This is a genomic window from Amycolatopsis rubida (genome assembly GCF_900115345.1).
Classification (GTDB): domain Bacteria; phylum Actinomycetota; class Actinomycetes; order Mycobacteriales; family Pseudonocardiaceae; genus Amycolatopsis; species Amycolatopsis rubida.
The window spans coordinates 951,175-969,002 of sequence record NZ_FOWC01000001.1 but is presented as its reverse complement, the minus strand read 5'-3'; the positions used below and the strand labels follow the sequence as shown (position 1 = coordinate 969,002).

At 70.1% G+C, this 17,828-nt stretch carries 12 protein-coding genes and 1 pseudogene; 7 read left to right on the top strand and 6 right to left on the bottom strand.

Annotation, left to right across the window (positions count from 1 at the left end):
* Positions 1-81 precede the first annotated feature (81 nt).
* Complete coding sequence (gene leuS, locus BM362_RS04770) at positions 82-2,982, bottom strand: leucine--tRNA ligase (RefSeq protein ID WP_244287041.1); 2,901 nt, start codon at positions 2,980-2,982, stop codon at positions 82-84.
* A gap of 158 nt (positions 2,983-3,140) precedes the next feature.
* Positions 3,141-4,301 carry an esterase-like activity of phytase family protein gene (locus BM362_RS04765; protein WP_093572298.1) on the bottom strand — a complete coding sequence of 387 codons (1,161 nt, stop codon included), beginning with the start codon at positions 4,299-4,301 and terminating at the stop codon, positions 3,141-3,143.
* Between the two features lie 65 nt (positions 4,302-4,366).
* Between BM362_RS04765 and BM362_RS04760 the strand changes: the two genes are divergently transcribed.
* Positions 4,367-4,786 carry an SdpI family protein gene (locus BM362_RS04760; protein ID WP_067578274.1) on the top strand — a complete coding sequence of 140 codons (420 nt, stop codon included), beginning with the start codon at positions 4,367-4,369 and terminating at the stop codon, positions 4,784-4,786.
* A 1-nt stretch (position 4,787) separates the two neighbouring features.
* Here BM362_RS04760 and BM362_RS04755 read toward each other — a convergent pair whose 3' ends face one another.
* Positions 4,788-5,369 carry a YqgE/AlgH family protein gene (locus BM362_RS04755; protein WP_037809108.1) on the bottom strand — a complete coding sequence of 194 codons (582 nt, stop codon included), beginning with the start codon at positions 5,367-5,369 and terminating at the stop codon, positions 4,788-4,790.
* A gap of 794 nt (positions 5,370-6,163) precedes the next feature.
* On the opposite strand from BM362_RS04755, the pseudogene BM362_RS04750 reads away from it, so the two are divergent.
* From BM362_RS04750 to BM362_RS04730, 5 genes and pseudogenes are all read left to right on the top strand, one after another.
* A pseudogene (locus tag BM362_RS04750) lies at positions 6,164-7,461 on the top strand (MFS transporter).
* 80 nt (positions 7,462-7,541) lie between these two features.
* The gene (locus tag BM362_RS04745; RefSeq protein WP_067578276.1) at positions 7,542-7,844 is read left to right on the top strand and encodes a hypothetical protein; all 303 of its coding nucleotides are present in this window, start codon (positions 7,542-7,544) and stop codon (positions 7,842-7,844) included.
* 20 nt (positions 7,845-7,864) lie between these two features.
* A complete protein-coding gene (locus BM362_RS04740) occupies positions 7,865-9,235 on the top strand; it encodes a TNT domain-containing protein (protein ID WP_167545204.1) in 1,371 nt (456 codons plus the stop codon).
* A complete protein-coding gene (locus BM362_RS04735; protein WP_067578279.1) occupies positions 9,236-11,464 on the top strand; it encodes an ADP-ribosylglycohydrolase family protein in 2,229 nt (742 codons plus the stop codon).
* Positions 11,465-11,588: 124 nt separating this feature from the next.
* A complete protein-coding gene (locus BM362_RS04730) occupies positions 11,589-13,481 on the top strand; it encodes a TNT domain-containing protein (protein WP_093572296.1) in 1,893 nt (630 codons plus the stop codon).
* Here the strand turns inward: BM362_RS04730 and BM362_RS04725 are convergent.
* From BM362_RS04725 to BM362_RS04715, 3 genes are all read right to left on the bottom strand, one after another.
* Positions 13,467-14,300: a small ribosomal subunit Rsm22 family protein gene (locus tag BM362_RS04725; protein WP_093572295.1), complete on the bottom strand. Its 834-nt coding sequence runs from the start codon at positions 14,298-14,300 to the stop codon at positions 13,467-13,469. The genes BM362_RS04730 and BM362_RS04725 overlap by 15 nt on opposite strands.
* Positions 14,285-15,610 (bottom strand): sensor histidine kinase, encoded by a 1,326-nt coding sequence (locus tag BM362_RS04720; RefSeq protein ID WP_093572294.1) that lies wholly within the window; start codon positions 15,608-15,610, stop codon positions 14,285-14,287. Before BM362_RS04720 ends, BM362_RS04725 begins: the two co-directional genes overlap by 16 nt.
* Positions 15,611-15,751: 141 nt before the next feature.
* Positions 15,752-17,209 (bottom strand): CCA tRNA nucleotidyltransferase, encoded by a 1,458-nt coding sequence (locus tag BM362_RS04715; protein ID WP_067578287.1) that lies wholly within the window; start codon positions 17,207-17,209, stop codon positions 15,752-15,754.
* A gap of 101 nt (positions 17,210-17,310) precedes the next feature.
* Here BM362_RS04715 and BM362_RS04710 point away from each other — a divergent pair, with 101 nt between their 5' ends.
* Complete coding sequence (locus BM362_RS04710; RefSeq protein ID WP_009085315.1) at positions 17,311-17,817, top strand: NUDIX hydrolase; 507 nt, start codon at positions 17,311-17,313, stop codon at positions 17,815-17,817.
* Positions 17,818-17,828: the final 11 nt, after the last annotated feature.

Genomic DNA, 17,828 nt, shown 5'->3' with positions numbered 1-17,828 from the left:
TGGCGTCTTTCGGCCGTGACGGTCGGGGAGACACGACCGGCCCGGGACTGTGCGGTCCCGGGCCGGGTGTGCGGAGTCAGCTCAGAGCACGATGTTGACCAGCCGGCCCGGCACCACGATCACCTTGCGCGGCGTCTTGTCACCGACCAGCGCGGCGATCTTCTCGTCCGCCAGCGCGGTCGCCCGCACCGCGTCGTTCTTCGCGTCCGCGGCCACCGTGATCCGCGAGCGGACCTTGCCGTTGACCTGGATCGGGTACTCGACCGAGTCCTCGACCAGGTACTTCTCGTCCACGACCGGGAACGGCCCGTGCACCAGCGAGTCGGCGTGGCCCATCCGGTGCCACAGCTCCTCGGCGACGTGCGGGGCCAGCGGAGCCAGCAGCAGCACCAGCGGTTCGGCCAGCTCGCGCGGGGTCGCCGCGGCCGAGCCGTACGCCTTGGTCAGGTGGTTGTTCAGCTCGATCAGCTTCGCGCCCGCGGTGTTGAACCGCATCTCCGCGTAGTCCTCGCGGACCCCGGCGATGGTGCGGTGCAACAGTTTCCGGTCCGCCTCGGTCGCCTCGTCCGCGGAAACCCGCAGCTCGCCGGTCTGCTCGTCGACCAGCAGCCGCCACAGCCGCTGCAGGAACCGGTGCGCGCCGACGACGTCCTTGGTCGCCCACGGCCGCGACATGTCCAGCGGACCCATCGACATCTCGTACAGGCGGAAGGTGTCCGCGCCGTAGGTGTCCGACATTTCGTCCGGCGTCACGGCGTTCTTCAGGCTCTTGCCCATCTTGCCGTATTCCTGCTTGACCTCTTCGTCGCCGAAGAAGAACTTGCCGTCGCGCTCGACGACGTCCTCAGCAGGCACGTACACGCCGCGCTTGTCGGTGTAGGCGAACGCCTCGATGTAGCCCTGGTTGAACAGGCGGCGGTACGGCTCCTTAGAGGACACGTGGCCCAGGTCGTACAGCACCTTGTGCCAGAACCGGGAGTACAGCAGGTGCAGCACCGCGTGCTCGACGCCGCCGACGTACAGGTCGACGCCGCCCGGGTCGTCCCCGCCGTGCTCGGCCGGGCGCGGGCCCAGCCAGTACGCCTCGTTCTCCGGCGCGCAGAACACGTCCTGGCTCGTCGGGTCGACGTAGCGCAGCTGGTACCAGCAGGAACCGGCCCACTGCGGCATGACGTTGGTGTCGCGGCGGTACTTCTTCGGCCCGTCGCCCAGGTCCAGGGTCACCTCGACCCAGTCCTTCGCACGCGACAACGGCGGCGACGGCTCGGAGTCGGCGTCGTCTGGGTCGAAGGTCTTCGGCGAGTAGTCGTCGACCTCCGGCAGCACGACCGGCAGCTGGTCTTCGGGCAGCGCGATCGGCAGGTTGTTCTCGTCGTAGACGATCGGGAACGGCTCGCCCCAGTAGCGCTGGCGGGCGAACAGCCAGTCGCGCAGCTTGTACTGCACGGTGCCCTCGCCCGCGCCGCGGTCCTCCAGCCAGGCGATGATCGTCTTCTTGGCGTCGGCCACGCCCATGCCGTTCAGGTCGACGGTGTCGTTGGCGGAGTTGATCGCCGGGCCGTCGCCGGTGAACGCCTCGCCCTCGAAGCCCTCGCCGGGGTCGACCGTGCGGACGATCTCCAGCTCGAACTTCTTCGCGAAGTCGTAGTCGCGCTGGTCCTGTGCGGGCACCGCCATGATCGCGCCGGTGCCGTAGCCCATCAGCACGTAGTCGCCGACGAAGACCGGGATTTCCTTGTCGTTGACCGGGTTCACCGCATAGCTGCCGGTGAAGACGCCGGTCTTCTCCTTGTTCTCCTGCCGGTCCAGATCGGACTTGCGGGAGGCGGCGGCCCGGTAGGCGGCGACGGCCTCGGCGGGCGTGGCCGCACCGCCGGTCCAGCTTTCCGGGTGCTCGCCCGGCCACTGCGCCGCGGTCAGCTTTTCGACCAGCGGGTGCTCCGGCGCGATCACCATGTAGGTGGCGCCGAACAGCGTGTCCGGACGGGTGGTGAAGACCTCGATCTTCTCAGTCTTTTCCGGTGAGCCCGCGGCGAACGAGACCCGCGCGCCCTGCGAGCGGCCCACCCAGTTGCGCTGCATGGACTTGACCTTGTCCGGCCAGTCCAGCAGGTCCAGGTCGTCGACCAGGCGGTCGGCGTACGCGGTGATCCGCATCATCCACTGGCGCAGGCTCTTGCGGAACACCGGGAAGTTGCCGCGGTCGCTGCGGCCGTCCGAGGTCACCTCCTCGTTCGCGACCACGGTGCCCAGGCCGGGAGCCCAGTTCACCGGTGCCTCGGAGATGTAGACCAGCCGATGGTCGTCGATGATCTTGCGCTGCTCGACGGCGCTCAGCTCGGCCCACGGACGGCCGTCCGGCGTCGCGCGCTCACCCGCCGCGTACGCCTTCTCCAGCTCCTCGATCGGACGCGCCTTGCGGGCGTCGGAGTCGTAGTAGGAGTTGAAGATCTGCAGGAAGATCCACTGGGTCCACTTGTAGTAGTCCGGGTCGATCGTCTCGATCGACCGGCGCTCGTCGTGGCCCAGTCCCAGCCGCTTCAGCTGGCGGCGCATCGTGGCGATGTTCTGCTCGGTCGTGGTGCGCGGATGCGTGCCGGTCTGCACCGCGTACTGCTCGGCGGGCAGGCCGAACGCGTCGTAGCCCAGCGTGTGCAGCACGTTCCGGCCGATCATCCGGTGGTAGCGCGCGTAGACGTCGGTGCCGATGTAGCCCAGCGGGTGCCCGACGTGCAGGCCGGAACCGGACGGGTACGGGAACATGTCCTGCACGAACAGCTTGTCCGAGGGCACCGGCTCGCCCGCTTCCGCGAGCGGGCCGGCCGGGTTCGGCGCGTGGTAGGTGCCGTGGTCGGACCAGTGGTCCTGCCAGCGCTGCTCGATCTGCCCGGCCAGCTCCGCGGTGTAGCGGAACGGCGGGGCGTGCTCAGCGTCCGCGGCACTCTTCGCCGCGGCCCCGGTGGCCTCGTCAGACCCTGTCATCGCCGTCTTCCTCCGTGTCGAGCCACTCCAGAAACAACTCGACCCCCCAAGCCAGAAGGCATGAGGGGTCGCCGCGCCGAGCCGGTCATCGGACCAGGTCAGCGCGGCAGGCCAAGGAGCAGCCGAGCCATGTTCACGCACTCATCGTAACGCGCTGGTCAAAGCCGTTCCGACGGGACCGCCAAAGCGACGACCTGGGTGACTTGCGACTCGGAGAAGTTGTTGTCGCTCACGAGCACGAGACTGCGTTCCCCGGACGGCAGCGCCGGGCCCCAGGTCATCCCCTCGATGTTGTCCACAGTGGAGAGAGGAAGGTCGGAGAGGTCGGCGAGCAGCTTCTTCTTGACCGGCTTGACGTGCTTCGCGGTCGCCAGCGACGAGGTGTGGAGGACGTTCGTCGCACCGGTGGTGTCGATTTCGAAGATGCGCACCTTGTTGCCGACGCCGGTGACGAAGGACCGCTCCATCATCAGGAACTTCGTCGGGTCTGCCTGGTTCACCGCGAGCATCGAGGAAACCCCGGTGTCGGCGAACCCGGTGGCGGGCTTCGGCTCGGCGAAAAGCTTCTCCTGCGGATACGCGTACTGCGCGAGCACCGGCCCGAAGCGGCTCTGCAGGGTGATCCGCGACAACGCGCCCGACGTCGGTGTGGGCGGCGGCCCGTCCTGCAGCAGCGGGGCCTCGACCTCGCTGGCCAGCAGCGTGCCGAACCCGGTGTAGGCGAGACCTTCGAGGACGTAATTGCGGCGCGGACCGGCCTCCGGCGTCATCCGCTCGTTGGCGGGCAACGGCAGGTCGCGGACGTAGTGCCCGTCGCGGGTGGCCTCGCGGATGGACGGCTGGATCAGGTGCTGATCGGCGAGCCGGTCACCTTCCTGCGACCAGACGTAATGCCCGGTCCTCGGGTCGACGCGCAGTTCCTCGGGGTCGATCGTCTGCTCGTTCTGGGGAGCGGCCGGGTCGTTCTTCGCGAGCGGCGGGTACGGCGTGCCGTCCGGGCGCAGCAGCGGATGCGTGCCGGTGAAGGTGACCGGACCCACACCTTTCGCGCTGACGTCGAACTTCGCGGTGTAGAAACGCGCCGGGTTGATCGCGGACCGGTCGTCGCAGACGAAGGCGTAACCGCCGGTGCGCGGATCGAAGTCGATCGACGACAACCCGCCGACGGTGGTGCGCTGGAACTGCAAGTTGTGCGGTACCCGCTGCTCGCCGAGCAGCCGGACCGGCCGCGGCGCGGCGGCCGCGGTTGCGGGGATGAACAAGGACAGCGTGACGATCCCGGCGGCGGCGAGCAGCCGGTGTCGCGTCGACGAAGACATGGCCCGTAGCACAGCCGACGAGGGTATCCGGGACATTGCCGCGAGGTCACGCTTATCCTCAGGAGGTGTTCGCTATCGCGCTCGTTCCGATCGTCCTTGGTGTCGTCGTCGGCTGGGGTGGTTTCCTCGGCGTGCGCGGACGGCTGAGCAGGGCCAGCGGGGCCGGAGTCCGGACCGAAGCCTCGATGCGCAGCGAAGAGGCCTTCAAACTGGCGAACCGGGTGGCAGGCATCCCGACCCTGGCCGGAGGCGCGGCCGCGGTCGTCTGCGGACTCGCCGGACTCGCGATCCCCGCCACCGCGGGCCTGGTCGCCGCCGCGGTCGTCGGACTGCTCGGCCTGCTGGTGATGGTCGTCGCCGGAGCCCGGATGGGTGCGCGAGCCGCCCTGACCGTGCCCGCTCCGTCGCCGGTACCGGCCGGGTGCAGCGGCTGCGCGTGCGGCGCGGGCGGCTGCGGAGTGCTGCGGAGCTCTAGCGAGTCGTGACTCAGTTCCGCTGCAAATCGCCAGGATGGGTTGCCAGCAACGCGAGCGGCACCCCCTGGCGGCGCAGCACCTGCCCCCACAGATCACGGCTGGGCGGCGCGAGAATGTCGCTGGGCAACGCGGGAACGATCACCCAGTCCTCGCGCTCGATCTCGCCCGCGAGCTGCCCCGAATCCCACCCGGCATAACCCGCGAACACGCGCACGCCCCGCACCTTCGGCACGAGCACCTCGGGATCGCTGTCCAGATCGACCAGCGCGACCGGCCCCCGCACCGCGACGACTCCCGGCACGCTGGAAGCGGTCTCCCCAGTCCGCAACGCGGCGAGACAAAGCGCGGTCTTCTTGTCGACCGGCCCGCCGACGAACACCGACTGCGGCTCCGCGACGTGCGCGCCCCACCCCGGCAGGACGTCGTTCACCGGAACATCGGACGGCCGGTTCAAGACCACCCCGAGCGTGCCCTCCGCCCGATGATCGATCACGAACACCACGGTCCGCTTGAAGTTCGGGTCGAACATCGTGGGTGCGGCGACCAGGAGCGTTCCCGGTTCAACCTCGGCGTCCGCTGGCACGCCACCCATGATCCCATCACCCGCCACGGGAAATCCTCCCGGCACGGGAACACCAGCACCACCCGCCCCGTTGAGAACAGTGAGCCGGCGCACTCGTGTCCCCCGGGCTCACTGAAGAACCGCCTTTGTGGAATACCGGTCCGGCCGGAGCCACACTGCGCCAAGCCGCCGAGAGGCGAAACGAGTGCGCCGGTGTTCACTCCTCCTGTTCGGTGCCTTCGGCACCTTTCCCCGTCACCGGCGCCATGTTGCCCGGGGGCCGAGCCCCCGGAGCCCCCGCGGTGCCTTTGGTGCGGTTTTCGGGGTGGGTGGGGGCGGAGCCCCCTTTTGGCTTTCGGGGTGGGCGGGGGGCGGAAGCCCCTTTGGTTGGGGAGCTGGTGCTGGTGGAGGTTTGTTGCGTCGGTTCCGTTGTTGGTTCGGCAGGGCAAATCGGCGGCCAGCGACCTGGCCCGAACGGGTGCGGGTCGGCGTTGGTTGCTTCGGGGCGGCGCTGTTAGCTCGGCGGCCAGCGACCTGACCTGCACGGGCGCGGGTCGGCGTTGGTTGCTTCGGGGCGGCGCTGTTGGCTCGGCGGCCAGCGGCCTGACCTGCACGGGTGCGGGTGGGCGTTGGTTGCTTCGGGGCGCTGCGATTGTCCGGGTCCGCTAGTCAGCAACAACTCACCACATCCGGTGCACTTGCCTGTCGATCTGCGGTCTCGTTGGGGCGCTGTGGTGCGTTCGGGTCTCTTGCGGGTGCAGTTGTCGGCGACTGTGCGGGGGGCTGGTTTTCGGGGATTTGCCGGGGCGGGTCGGTAAAGTTGTGTGGTGGGGGAGCGGGGGCAGGCGCGCGCGGCCGTTCGGGATCCGTTGTTTCGGCGGTTGTTGTTTACGCGGTTCGCGGCGCAGGGGGGACGGGGTCTTTCGGGCTCGGCTGGCTGGGGCCGTTCTGTTCAATCCGGAGCGGGCGGCTGATCCGCTGGCTATCGCGGAGGGGTTTGCTGCGCTGCTGCTGCTGTATTCGCTGGTGGGCCGTTCGCGGGGGCGTTTCTTGATCGATGGGATCGGCGGCGGGTGCTGATGCTCGCCAGTCTGGGGGCGGACGGTGGCGATCTTGGCGTCGGTCGTCGCGGTGGGGGGCTGGAGCAGGCGGGATCGGGTTGTTCTCGCTTGCGTTGCTTGCCGAGGGGATCAGCCGGTTCATCGGGTCTGGGTTGTCTGCTGCCTTGCCGCATGGGGTGAAGCCGTCGGCGGTGGTTTCGGCTAATGCGGTCGCGGCGACGCTCGGGTCGGCGATCGCGGTCGGTGCGCGATCGGGTTGCGAGCGGTGTTCGGGTCCGGGAATGTCGGGTCGGCGGAGACTACGGCGTTCGCGGCGGCAGGGGCGTTGTGGTCGGCGTTTCTCGCGCATCGGTTCGCCAAGGGAGTGCTGGGGCCGGCTGTTGTTGATGAGCCGGTCAATCCGGTGGTGGCGGTTGCGCGGGGGCTTGCTGACGGAGCTCGGCATGCGTGGCGGGCGCCTCGGGTCACGGCTGGGTTTGTGGCGTTGTTCGCGCACCGGGCGGCGTATGGGATTTCGTTGCTGCTCAGCGTGTTGTTGATGCGCAATTACTTCGCCGACGACGGGATCTTCCGCGCGGGGTTGCCTGGGCTTGGGCAACTGGTCGCTTGCGCGGGGGCGGGCATTCTCGTCGCGGGGTTGGTGACGGCTCGGCTGATTCGGTCGGTTGGGCGGACGCGGGCGGTGTTGGCATCGCTGCTCGTTTCGGCGGTCGCGCAGGCCGCGCTGGGGTTGCCGATGCTGCTGCCGTTGGCGTTGATCGCGTCGTTCCTGATCGTGGGGACCGGGCAGGTCGTGAAGCTGTCCGTTGACTCGTCGGTGCAGCTCGATGTCGCGGACGAGACTCCGGGGGCAGGTCTTCGCGCTGTACGACACGCTGTTCAACATCACCCAGGTGGTGGCGGTCTCGCTCGCGGCGCTCTTCGTCAAGGACAACGGGTACTCGCCTGAGCTCCTGGTGGTCGCGACCGCGCTCTATCTGCTGGGCGGGGCCGGATATCTGCTGGCCCGCCGACGTCCCGGCGATTCGCTGCCGCAAACCGTTGAACCCAAACGGGGGTAGTAACTCACCGTCTGGCATTAGGGTGACTTGTGACCCGGTCGAGTTAATCTCGGCACGCGCAACCGACACGGGGGGCCACCGTGAGCACCATCGGCGACGACCGTGCCCGTCTCGACGCCGCTCCAGCTGTCCTGACCTCGCCGGACGGACTCGTCCGCGCGACCGCCGGACCGGCCGGCACGCTCGGGCGGCTCGAATTCGCCCCGGACGCCTTCGAGCGGACGACCCCCGCGCAGCTCGCGTTGACCGTCCAGGCGCTCGTGCAGCACCTGGCCGACGCACCCGAACCGCAGCACAGCTCCTCGATGCCTGCCCCGCGGCCGACCCCGCGCCGCGTCCGTCCGCGCGGAACGGTTCCGCAGAACCGCCGTCGCGGGTCCTGATGTCGTCCGCTCCGGACGAAATGATTCACGTGGAACCAACGGGTACCGGTCAGCGGGTGCTCGTCGAGATCGGTCGGCTGATCAAGGCGCACCGGGCCGATCCGGACGCGCCGGCCGGGATCGGATTCGCCCAGCTCGGCGATCATTTCGAGGTGCAGGCCCGCAATACCGTCGCCAGCACCGAGGTGGTCCAGCGGCTCACCGCGTTGCGCGCCGAGATGTATCAAGCGGGCCGGGGCACCTGGGTTCAGGCGCGCTACGTGCTCACCCCGGACGGCGCGTTCGACTTCGACTACTTCACCGACGATGAGCCCCCGTGGACGACGCCGCCCGATTCGTCCGCTTACCTCGCCGAACTCACCACCTTTCCCCGCGACGACGAGCACCTTCCCGACTGGTGGCGGCTGCACGTCGGACTCCCGCTCGGCGTCGAATTCCGGCACGCCACCTCCGGAACCGGAGAACGGCTGCCGGAGGAAGAACTGCCCCTCGTGTTGCGGTACCTCGAACGCGAGGCTGAGGTCGGCGAACGACACCGCACCGACGGCACCTGGATCTGGCCGGTCGAGGTGGCGGAGCAGCTGCGCGAACACGGGACCGCGCCCGAGCCCGAACTGCTCCAGCACATTCGCGACCTGGGCTTTCACCCGCCGTACGTCAACCATCTGGTGCGCCGCACGGCGGAAGCCGACCTCGCTGGGAAGCCCCGCCCGCGACCGGCCTCGAAGGACCTCCAGCGGACTGCGGGCGACGTCGCCGCGGAGCGGGAGACCAACCCGGACCCAGTCCTGTCCGACACCGACCTCCTGACCCACCTCAGCCACCGGCTCGACTCCTTCGGCATCTGGCCCGACGTCCGCTGCCTCGGCGACCGGGAAGCCGGGAAATGGAGCCTCTACCAGGTCAAAGCCGGTTGGGCAGTCGTCGCACCGGACGGTCGCGAGCAGACCTTCGCCCGCCTCGAAGACGCCGCTCAGCAGCTGCTCGGCGCACTCCTGATGCATCCTGCCCGCGCGACAGGCGGCCGCGAAACTCCGCTGGAAACGGCGCGGGAAGTCGCCGACTGGCCGGTCCAGCCCGCGCCGGGTGACCCTCCCCTCACGCTGCTGCGGAACAAGAGACTCACTCGGTTGGCGGAAGGTACCGTCGTTCTGCGATTCGGCGAAGAACCCGGCAACCTGGTCCACCACCAGGCGGTACGGTTCGCGACGACGTCCCTGCCACTCGAACGGGAGCGCATGACCAGCACTTTTCGCCTCCGAAGATCACTCCAGGTGATCACCGGGGTGACGGTGCCCTGGGCGAACCTTCCCGGGGGCGCGGTGGCGTACGTCTTGCCCAAGCCGATCGCGGAACACGAGTCCGACGGAAGCCTGGAGAGGATCGAGTAGGTGGAAGCGGCGGAAGCGGTGGAGAAGGTCGGGAAGTGGTTGCGCGCCGTGCACGGCCCCGAGGTCTCCGGGCCGGGCGGCCTCCGGGTCGACCGCGACCGCGTGCTGCGGGTCCCCGAGGGCTGGTCGATCCCCTACAACACCGTCGCGTTCCTCGACGACGGCCGTCCGGACAAGGAGCTGTTCCCCGCCCCGTCGGTGCTCGTGCGCGAGCCGGACGGGGAGCTGCGCCAGGCGCACCCGCATCCGGGCGGGCTCAGCACCCCGGTCGCGTACCCGGGCCAGGAGAGCTGGCGCGAGGTCGTCGACCCGGAGTACGCGAAGGCCGGGCTGGGCGAACTCGGCGTGCCGCTGCCCGCGGTCGCGGGCTGGGTGAAGGTCGACAACGACGGCCACCAGACCGGTGACGAACGCGAGAACCCCGAGTACAAGGCCGGTCCGATCCGCCGCGGCTACCCGAAGCCGGAAAACCCGCTGGAAACCCTCCTCGCGTTCGCGAGCGTCGGCTGGCTCTCGCGCGAACAGCTGCTGATCGGCCTGCTGCGCTGCGAAGTCTTCGTGCCGTTCGACCTCAAAACCGGCGCGACCGACCGGTTCTACTTCTCCGAGGAACGCAACGAGCTGCGCGTCTTCAGCGCGACCCGGCATCTGCCCGCCCGCGAGCACGCCTGGTGGCGGGTCGACTTGGCGACACTCGCCGAGTTCGAGCACCCGCCGAACCTGGTGATCAACGGCGGTCCGGCGACCTTCGAGGACGTCGCCGGCGCCGAGCTGACCACGATCGCGAAGCGGTTCCCCCGGCAAGAACCGCGGGTCGACGAGAACGGCCGCTGCCCGGAAATCGAAGAAGACCTGGAGAAGTTCGCCGTCGAAACCGCCGCCCGGATCGGGCTGGACAAGCCGGTCGACGTGCCGAAGGCGGCCGCGGAACGCGCGCGGCGGCACGGGTTCGAGCTGACCGCGGACGAATGCCGCAAGACCGTCCTCGGCCGGTCGTGGCTGCGCCGGTTCGACCAGCCCGAGCCGAGCCGCTCGCGACCGAACGACCTGCGCGCCAACGGTCTCGTGCCGTCCTGGGACAACGGCGGCCGGATCGTCCCGAAGCTCGACACGTTCGGCAAGTATCCCGAGATCAGCCTGGAGAACTTCCGTTACGGCTGGCAGCGGGTCACCGGCGCGTGGGTCGGCTTCGCGCTCGGCGAGGCGCTCGGATCGGCCGTCGACCGGATGCGGCTGGACGAGATCGTCTCGACCTACGGTCCAGACGGCGTCCGCGACCTGCCGCTCGCGTTCGACCAGCCGGGCCGGATCGGTTCGATGACGCAGCGGCTGCTTTTCCTGACCGAGGCGGTGATCCGCAGCCCGCACCGCGAACAGCCGGAGTCGCGCGACGTCGAAAAACTGTTCCCCGGCGTGGTCCGCGGCGCGCTGGGCCGCTGGCTGCACACCCAGGGCGCGGCGATCCAGAACGCCGACGGTTTCCTGGTCAAGGTGCCCGAACTGCACGCCCGCCGCGCGATCGACGACGCCGAGCTCAACGCGTACCACGCGCTGGTCACCGGCGATCCGCAGGCCGCGCCGCTGTCGGGTCCGGCCGCGCTGCTCGGCGCGCTGCCCGCGGTGCTGACCGCGGCGGGTCCGGGCACCGGGTTCAGCGGCGGCATCGGACAGGTCGTGCGCGATCTGGCCGGCGTGACGCATCAGCCGGACGACGTGGCCGCCGCGACCTATCTGGCGTGGGTGTTCGAGAAGGCGCTCACGAAGGATTCGTTCAGCTACCCGGTCTGGAACCTGTCCCGCGAGGTCCTCGACGAGCACGACGGCCCGGAGTGGGGACCGGTGCGCGATCTGGTGGCCGAAGCGGTGCCGTTCTTCGGCGAGCACGGCCTGCCGGACCTGCGGATGCCGGAGCTGATCGGCGACGGACACAGCACACTGTCCGTCCTCGGCCGCGCGTTCGCCGCACTGTCCGGTTTCGAGAACTACCCGGAGCAGGCCATGCTGCGCGCGGTGAACCACTCCGGCCGCAGCGCGCTCACCGGCGCGTTGACCGGTGCGCTGCTCGGCGCGCGGGTGGGCGTTCCCGGGCTGCCCCGGAAGTGGGTCGAACAGCTTGAGTTGCATCACCTGATCGAACAGGTGGCGACCGACGCGCTGTGGCATTTCGACCGCCATTCGGCGCGGAACGCCCTCGGCGACGCCTGGGTCCAGCGCTACCCACGGCACTGATCGGTCACCCGAGCAGGTATTTGTGGGCGCATATTCTCCCGTCTCCGGTGACCGATGGTCGGGTCGTGACACGGTCAGATAAGTTCGTTGCGGCTACACGGGGGACTTCGGGGAGGAACCAGACGTGCGGTACCGGGTGGAATCGGGAGAACGCCCAGACGGCCTGTACGCGACGCTCGACGATCGCACTTTCGCGGCACAACGCTCCACCACCGACGGCACGCTGCTGCTGACCGTCGTCGGCGACGAGGAAGCGCCCGAGGGGTTCGACCGCGAGCACGAGGGCAAGCCGGCGCGGGTCGTGCTCGCGAACGAGGTGCCCGCGACGTTCGACCTGCGCACCTACGTCGAGTACGACGACGAGCTGTTCGAGGTCGCGCCGGGCGACCAGGCGAATCTGACCCTGCGCTGGGCGCGGCACGATCCGGTGCGCGCGGCGCAGCTCGGGCTCACCGATTTCTCGGTGAGCGTCCCGGGCAAGCAGCTCACCGGGCTGTGGCTGACCCGGCACGACTACGGCGAGCCGAAGGCCGAGACCGAGGGCGGCGACCAGACCCGGATCCTGCGGGGGATCGGCCGCACGCTGCGCCAGGTGCCCGGCGGATGGTCGCGGGTGGCGGCGCAGTTCCGGCAGGTCGGCGACTACTCCGAGCTGGAGGTCCGCGCGGTCGGCGACGAGAACGGCCCGGTTTCGGTGGCGCTGCCCGGCACGCCGCAGCTGACCACGCTGTTCTCTCAGTTGCGCGCCGCGATGTACCAGCCGGAGACCGGCACCTGGTTCCAGGGCACCTTCACCCTCGACGCCGACTCGCAGTTCGATTTCGACTTCGACGCCGACCAGGAGCCGGACTGGCGGCTGCCGCCCAACGCCGGCGGCGAGCCCGCCCGCGAGTCCTACCTCGTGGAGCTGACCCGGTTCCCGCGCCCGGACAAGCACCTGCCGGACTGGCTCGGCGCGAAGGCCGGGCTGCCGCTGACCGTCGGGTTCCGCCAGGCGCATCCGGTCGACGCGTACAACGAGGGCGAGCGACCCGTGGTGAACCGCCCGCCGGTGCCGCCGGACCAGGTCCGCGGCGTGCTCGACTACCTGTTCCGCTCGCCCGTCGTGCTGCACCGGCCCGTACCGCAGCCGGACATCTTCGCGCCCGGCGCGCCGCCGGACGTGCCGCAGGCCTTCCACACCGACGGCACCTGGATCTGGCCCGCCGCCGTACCACACTACCTGCGCAAATACGGGGTCCCGCCGGAGCCGGAGCTGGTCGAGCACATCCGCGCCGCCGGGTTCCGGCCGCCGATCGTGCGCGATCTGGTGCGCGCGACCGCCGAGGCGGACGTGCTCGGCAAACCGCGTCCGGGCCGTACCGAGGCCGACATCCCGGACGACAGTTCGCTCGCCCGCGCGGTCCGCGGCGAGCCGACCCTTGGGCTGCGCGGGGCCGAGACGTTGGCGCTGTTGCAGCAGCGGCTCGTCGAACACGGCGTGCCGTCGTCGGCGTACCGGATCGGCGCGAACGAGGTGCCCGCCGAAGGCGTGTGGACGTTGCGCCGCGCGGAAAACGGCTGGGAGGTGTCGCGTCCGCCCGCGGTGGAACCGGTGGCGTTCGCCAATCTCGCCGACGCGGCCCGGTTCCTCCTCGGCACGCTGCTGATGCTGCCGCCGCAGGCCCCGGACGAATCCGATCAGCCCGCGGACTGGCCGATCCTGCCGATGCGCGGCGAGCCGCCGTTGTCGTTCTTCCGCGGCAAGCGGGTCGTCGCGCTGCCCGCCGGCACGACGGTGGTCCGGTTCGGCCCCGAGGCCGGGAACCTGGTGCACCCGAATGCGGTGCGGTTCCTCGAAACCTCGCTGACGCCGGACCGCGAACGCGACCGGCACGAGTACCGCGTGCAGCGGACGATCCGGGTGCTGACCGGCGTCACCACGCCGTGGGGCCAGCAGCCCGGCGGGGCCACCGCGTACCTGCTGCCGCGGCCGATCGCGCAGCACCTCGAACAGGGAGCGCTATCCCGGCTGTGAAGCCGTGATCAGCACGGCGGGCGCCCACCAGTAGTCCGCCAGCGGTTCCACGGTCACGTCGGCGAACCCGGCGGCCGCGAGCTGCCGGGTCCACTGCGCGGCCGGATGCTCCCAGTTCGTCCGCGCCGTCCCGGCAGCGACGCCGAGCAGCACCGGCAGCAGAAATCCTTGCGCCACCAGGGAAGCCTGCTCGCCGTATTCGGCGACGCCGCGTTCGTACCGCCGCACGAGCGATTCCAGATCGGCGGTGTCCGGCACGTCGAATTCGGCCAGCACCAACCGTTCCGTCCGCCCCCGCAACGCACTCAGTACCGCGGCACGGACGGAAGGCTCGATCGACTGCAGCGCGAAGGTCGACTGCGTGAGGTTCCACGTGGAACCGTCCGCGGCGAGAAAGTCCTGCGCGGTCAACGAAAACCGGCGCGCACCAGGAACTTCGACGTCCGCGAGCAGCGCCTCCGACGGCTCCACCAGGTCGATCCGCTCCGGCCGGAACGAGGCCCGCGCCAACGCCGGTTCGATCGCCGACCCGTCGCCGCACCCGAGATCCAGCAACGCGGCCGGACGCCAGGAGTCGTACCGCGCGGCCAGTTCTTCGCTCAACCGCCGGTACAACTCGACGTTCCCGCCACCGCGGATGAACGCCGTGAACGCGGCCGGCTGGTCGTACACCGGAGCGCTCGGACCCGCCGCGAGATACGTCGCCAGCTCAGCACCCAACGGCGTTGCCGCCGCGGCGGCAAGCGCACCTGCCCGCTCGACATCGCCGTCCCGGTACGCCGCCAGCGCTCCGGCCACCCCGCTCACAGCGGCACCCACAACGTCACCCGCGTTCCGCTCCCCGGACTCGATTCGACCAACGACGTCCCGCCGACCTCGGACAACCGCGCGGTGATCGACTCGCTGATGCCGAATCCGGCCGGCCGGTCCTGCGGACTGAAGCCGGTGCCGTGATCCCGCGTGATCACCGCGATCCCGCCGTTGCGTTCCTCCACGCGTACCACGACCTTGTCCGTCTCCGCGTGCTTCATCGTGTTGCGCATGGCTTCCCGCACCGCGTCGCGGATCGCGATCTGCCGGACCTCGGACAGCGTGTCGTTGTCCAGCTCGGCGATCACCAGCTGCGCGCGCAGCCCGTCCCGCGCCATCTCCGCGGCCAGCGCCGCGAGCTTCTCGCCGAGCGGCCGCGCGCCCTCCTCGGCTCGCTGCGCGGCGGCGGTCTCGATCGTCTGCCGCAGTTCGATCGCCTGCGCGCGAGCCAGCCGCTGCACCTCGACCAGCCGCTGATCCGAATCCCCTGGACCGCCGAGGGCGATCGCTTCCAGCGTCTGCAGCACCGTGTCGTGCAGCATCCGGTGCTGCCGTGCGCGTTCGGCGAGCCGCCCGTTGCGAATCCCGTACGCCAGCGCCAGCCGGATCCCGAGCCCGAGCAGGATCAGCGCGCCGACCGCGGTGAACAGGACGCCGAACATCGTCGGGTACAGCGACGCGGCCTGCGCGAAATCGAAGGTGCCGTGGTTGAGCAGGTCCGACAGCAACCGCACCGGCAGGCTGAGCGCCGCCAGTCCGATCCCGGACGGGATGCCGACGGCGAGGGTGACCAGGGCAACGCTGCCGAGCAGGTGTTTGTCCGCGACGCCGACCGCGTCGTGGAACACCGCGGGCGACACCGTCGCGCCCATGAACAGCTCGAACGCGAGCGTCGCCACGAGGTCGGCCACCAGCAGCCGGCCCGCGAGATCGCTGCGGAACGGGGCCCGGCGCATCATCCAGAACAGGCCGAACGCGCTCAGCGCCACCGAGCACACCGTGACGACCGCGACCGACGCCAGCCCGGCCGACCCGTGCTTGACCGCGTACGACGCGAACGTCGCGGGCACCACCAGCAGCCGGTAGACAAGCGGAACCAGCACCACATACCGGGCCGCACGCAGCAGCAGCCCGTCGCGCTGCCGCTCGTCGACCGGACCGGCCATCCGCGAGATCCGCTGCAAGGCGCGCACCGGGGTCGGATCGCCGATCTCGTCGGTCAGCCCGGTCGTCGCCGTGGCCAGCGCGGGCGTGCCGCGCCGCAGCAGCATGACGAGAAAGCTGGCTCCGCGCCGGTCCCCGTCCTGCTGCCGCGTCATCGATCCCCCTGTTCGGTTCGAGACAGGGAGTATCTCGGCTGCCCGGGCGATGATCCAGGGCCCAAAGGGGGATCGTGGCTCTAATGTGGCGTCGGCTTCGCCGCCGCGGCGGGATCGCCGTTAAGTCCGCGATCCCGCGGTTCAGTTCTGCGGCGGCTGGCCCGAACCGAGGCCCTCCGCCGCCGCCCACTTCTTCAGCTCGGCGACCGCCTCGTCGTGCTCCAGCGGACCGCGGTCGAGGCGCAGCTCCTTGAGGAACTTCCAGGCCTGCCCGACCTGCGGGCCCGGCGGGAGGCCGAGCAGCCGCATGATCTCGTTGCCGTCGAGATCCGGCCGGACCCGGTCGAGGTCCTCCTGTTCCTTGATCCGCGCGATCCGGGCCTCAAGATCGTCGTAGGTCGCCTGCAGCGCGGCCGCCTTGCGCTTGTTGCGCGTGGTCGAATCGGCGCGGACGAGCTTGTGCAGCCGGGTCAGCAGGTCGCCGGCGTCGGTGACGTAGCGGCGGACCGCCGAATCGGTCCACTCGCCGCCGCCGTACCCGTGAAACCGCAGGTGGAGGAACACGAGCTGGGAGACCTGCTCGACGATCTCCTTCGAGTACTTCAGTGCCCGCAAACGTTTGCGGGTCATTCGCGCGCCGACCACCTCGTGGTGGTGGAAGCTCACGCCGCCGCCGGGGGTGAACTCGCGAGTGGCCGGCTTGCCGATGTCGTGCAGCAGCGCGGCCAGCCGCAGCACGAGGTCCGGCCCGCTGGCCGGTTCGTGCGATTTCTCCAGCGCGATCGCCTGCGCGAGCACGGTCAGCGAATGCTGGTAGACGTCCTTGTGCTGATGGTGCTCGTCGATCGCCAGCCGCATACCGGGCAATTCGGGCAGCACCCGGTCGGCCAGCCCGGTGTCGACCAGCAGCTCAAGGCCCGGTTGCGGGTCCGGGGCCAGCATCAGCTTCGACAGCTCGGTCTGGACCCGCTCGGCGGTGATCCGGTCGATCTCCTCGGACATCGACGTCATCGCCTCGACCACGCGCGGCGCGGCGGTGAAACCGAGCTGCGCGGAGAACCGGGCGGCGCGCATCATCCGCAGCGGGTCGTCGGCGAACGACTCCTGCGGCAGCGCCGGGGTGTCGAGCACCTTCAGCCGGAGCGCGTCCATGCCGTCGTGCGGGTCGATGAACGTCTTCCCGACCAGGTCGATCGCCATCGCGTTGACGGTGAAGTCACGGCGCAGCAGGTCGCCCTCGATGGTGTCGCCGAAGGTGACCTCGGGGTTGCGGCCGACGCGGTCGTAGCTGTCCGCGCGGAACGTGGTGATCTCCAGCGTCGTCCCGTTCTTGGTGACGCCGACGGTGCCGAACGCGATGCCGACGTCCCAGACCGCGTCGCCCCACTCGCTCACGATCTGCAGCACCCGGTCCGGGCGCGCGTCGGTGGTGAAGTCGAGGTCGTTCGTCGTCCTGCCGAGCAGCGCGTCGCGCACGCTGCCGCCGACCAGGTACAAGCTGTGGCCGGCGCGAGCGAAGCGCTCGGCCAGCTCATCGGCCAACGGGGACACTCGCATCAGTTCCGTCACCGCGTTCTGCTGGGCGACCAGGTTGTTCACTCGAATCCCACCACGAAAATGGCGCCACCACCGCGGACGCCGCCGGACACGGACACGGAGAGCCAGAGTACCCGGGCGACCGTTTGCTCTAGCATCGCAGCATGTCTGGATCCGCCGGTCGCGCCGGGCCGCCGACGCCGCGCCGGCGGCGACGGCGCCACCGCGGCAGGCGGCTGACCACGGTCGACGAGACCTCGGCGGGCGGACTGGTCGTCGATCCGGAGCGGGAACGCGCGGTGCTGATCGGGCGGCTCGACCGACACGGCAGACTGCTGTGGTCGTTGCCGAAGGGCCACATCGAGGACGGGGAGACGGTGGAGCAGACCGCGGTGCGCGAGGTGAAGGAGGAAACCGGCATCTCCGCGCGCGTGCTGCACCCGCTGGGCACCATCGACTACTGGTTCGTCGCGCAGCAGCGCCGGGTGCACAAGACCGTGCACCATTTCCTGCTCGAAGCCACCGGCGGCGAGCTGTCGGACGAGGACGTCGAGGTGACCGAGGTCGCCTGGGTCCCGCTGGCCGAGCTGGAGACCACCCTCGCCTACGCGGACGAGCGCAAGCTGGTTCGCGGGGCAGCAGAACTTTTCGCGCCCGACGAGCGCGGCTGAGAGGGAGCACC

Excerpts from the sequence above, each read along its gene's own strand:
- leuS (WP_244287041.1), bottom strand. The coding sequence starts at position 2,982 with ATGACAGGGTCTGACGAGGCCACCGGGGCCGCGGCGAAGAGTGCCGCG.
- BM362_RS04765 (WP_093572298.1), bottom strand. The coding sequence starts at position 4,301 with ATGTCTTCGTCGACGCGACACCGGCTGCTCGCCGCCGCCGGGATCGTC.
- BM362_RS04755 (WP_037809108.1), bottom strand. The coding sequence starts at position 5,369 with ATGGGTGGCGTGCCAGCGGACGCCGAGGTTGAACCGGGAACGCTCCTG.
- BM362_RS04740 (WP_167545204.1), top strand. The coding sequence starts at position 7,865 with ATGATTCACGTGGAACCAACGGGTACCGGTCAGCGGGTGCTCGTCGAG.
- BM362_RS04720 (WP_093572294.1), bottom strand. The coding sequence starts at position 15,610 with ATGACGCGGCAGCAGGACGGGGACCGGCGCGGAGCCAGCTTTCTCGTC.
- BM362_RS04710 (WP_009085315.1), top strand. The coding sequence starts at position 17,311 with ATGTCTGGATCCGCCGGTCGCGCCGGGCCGCCGACGCCGCGCCGGCGG.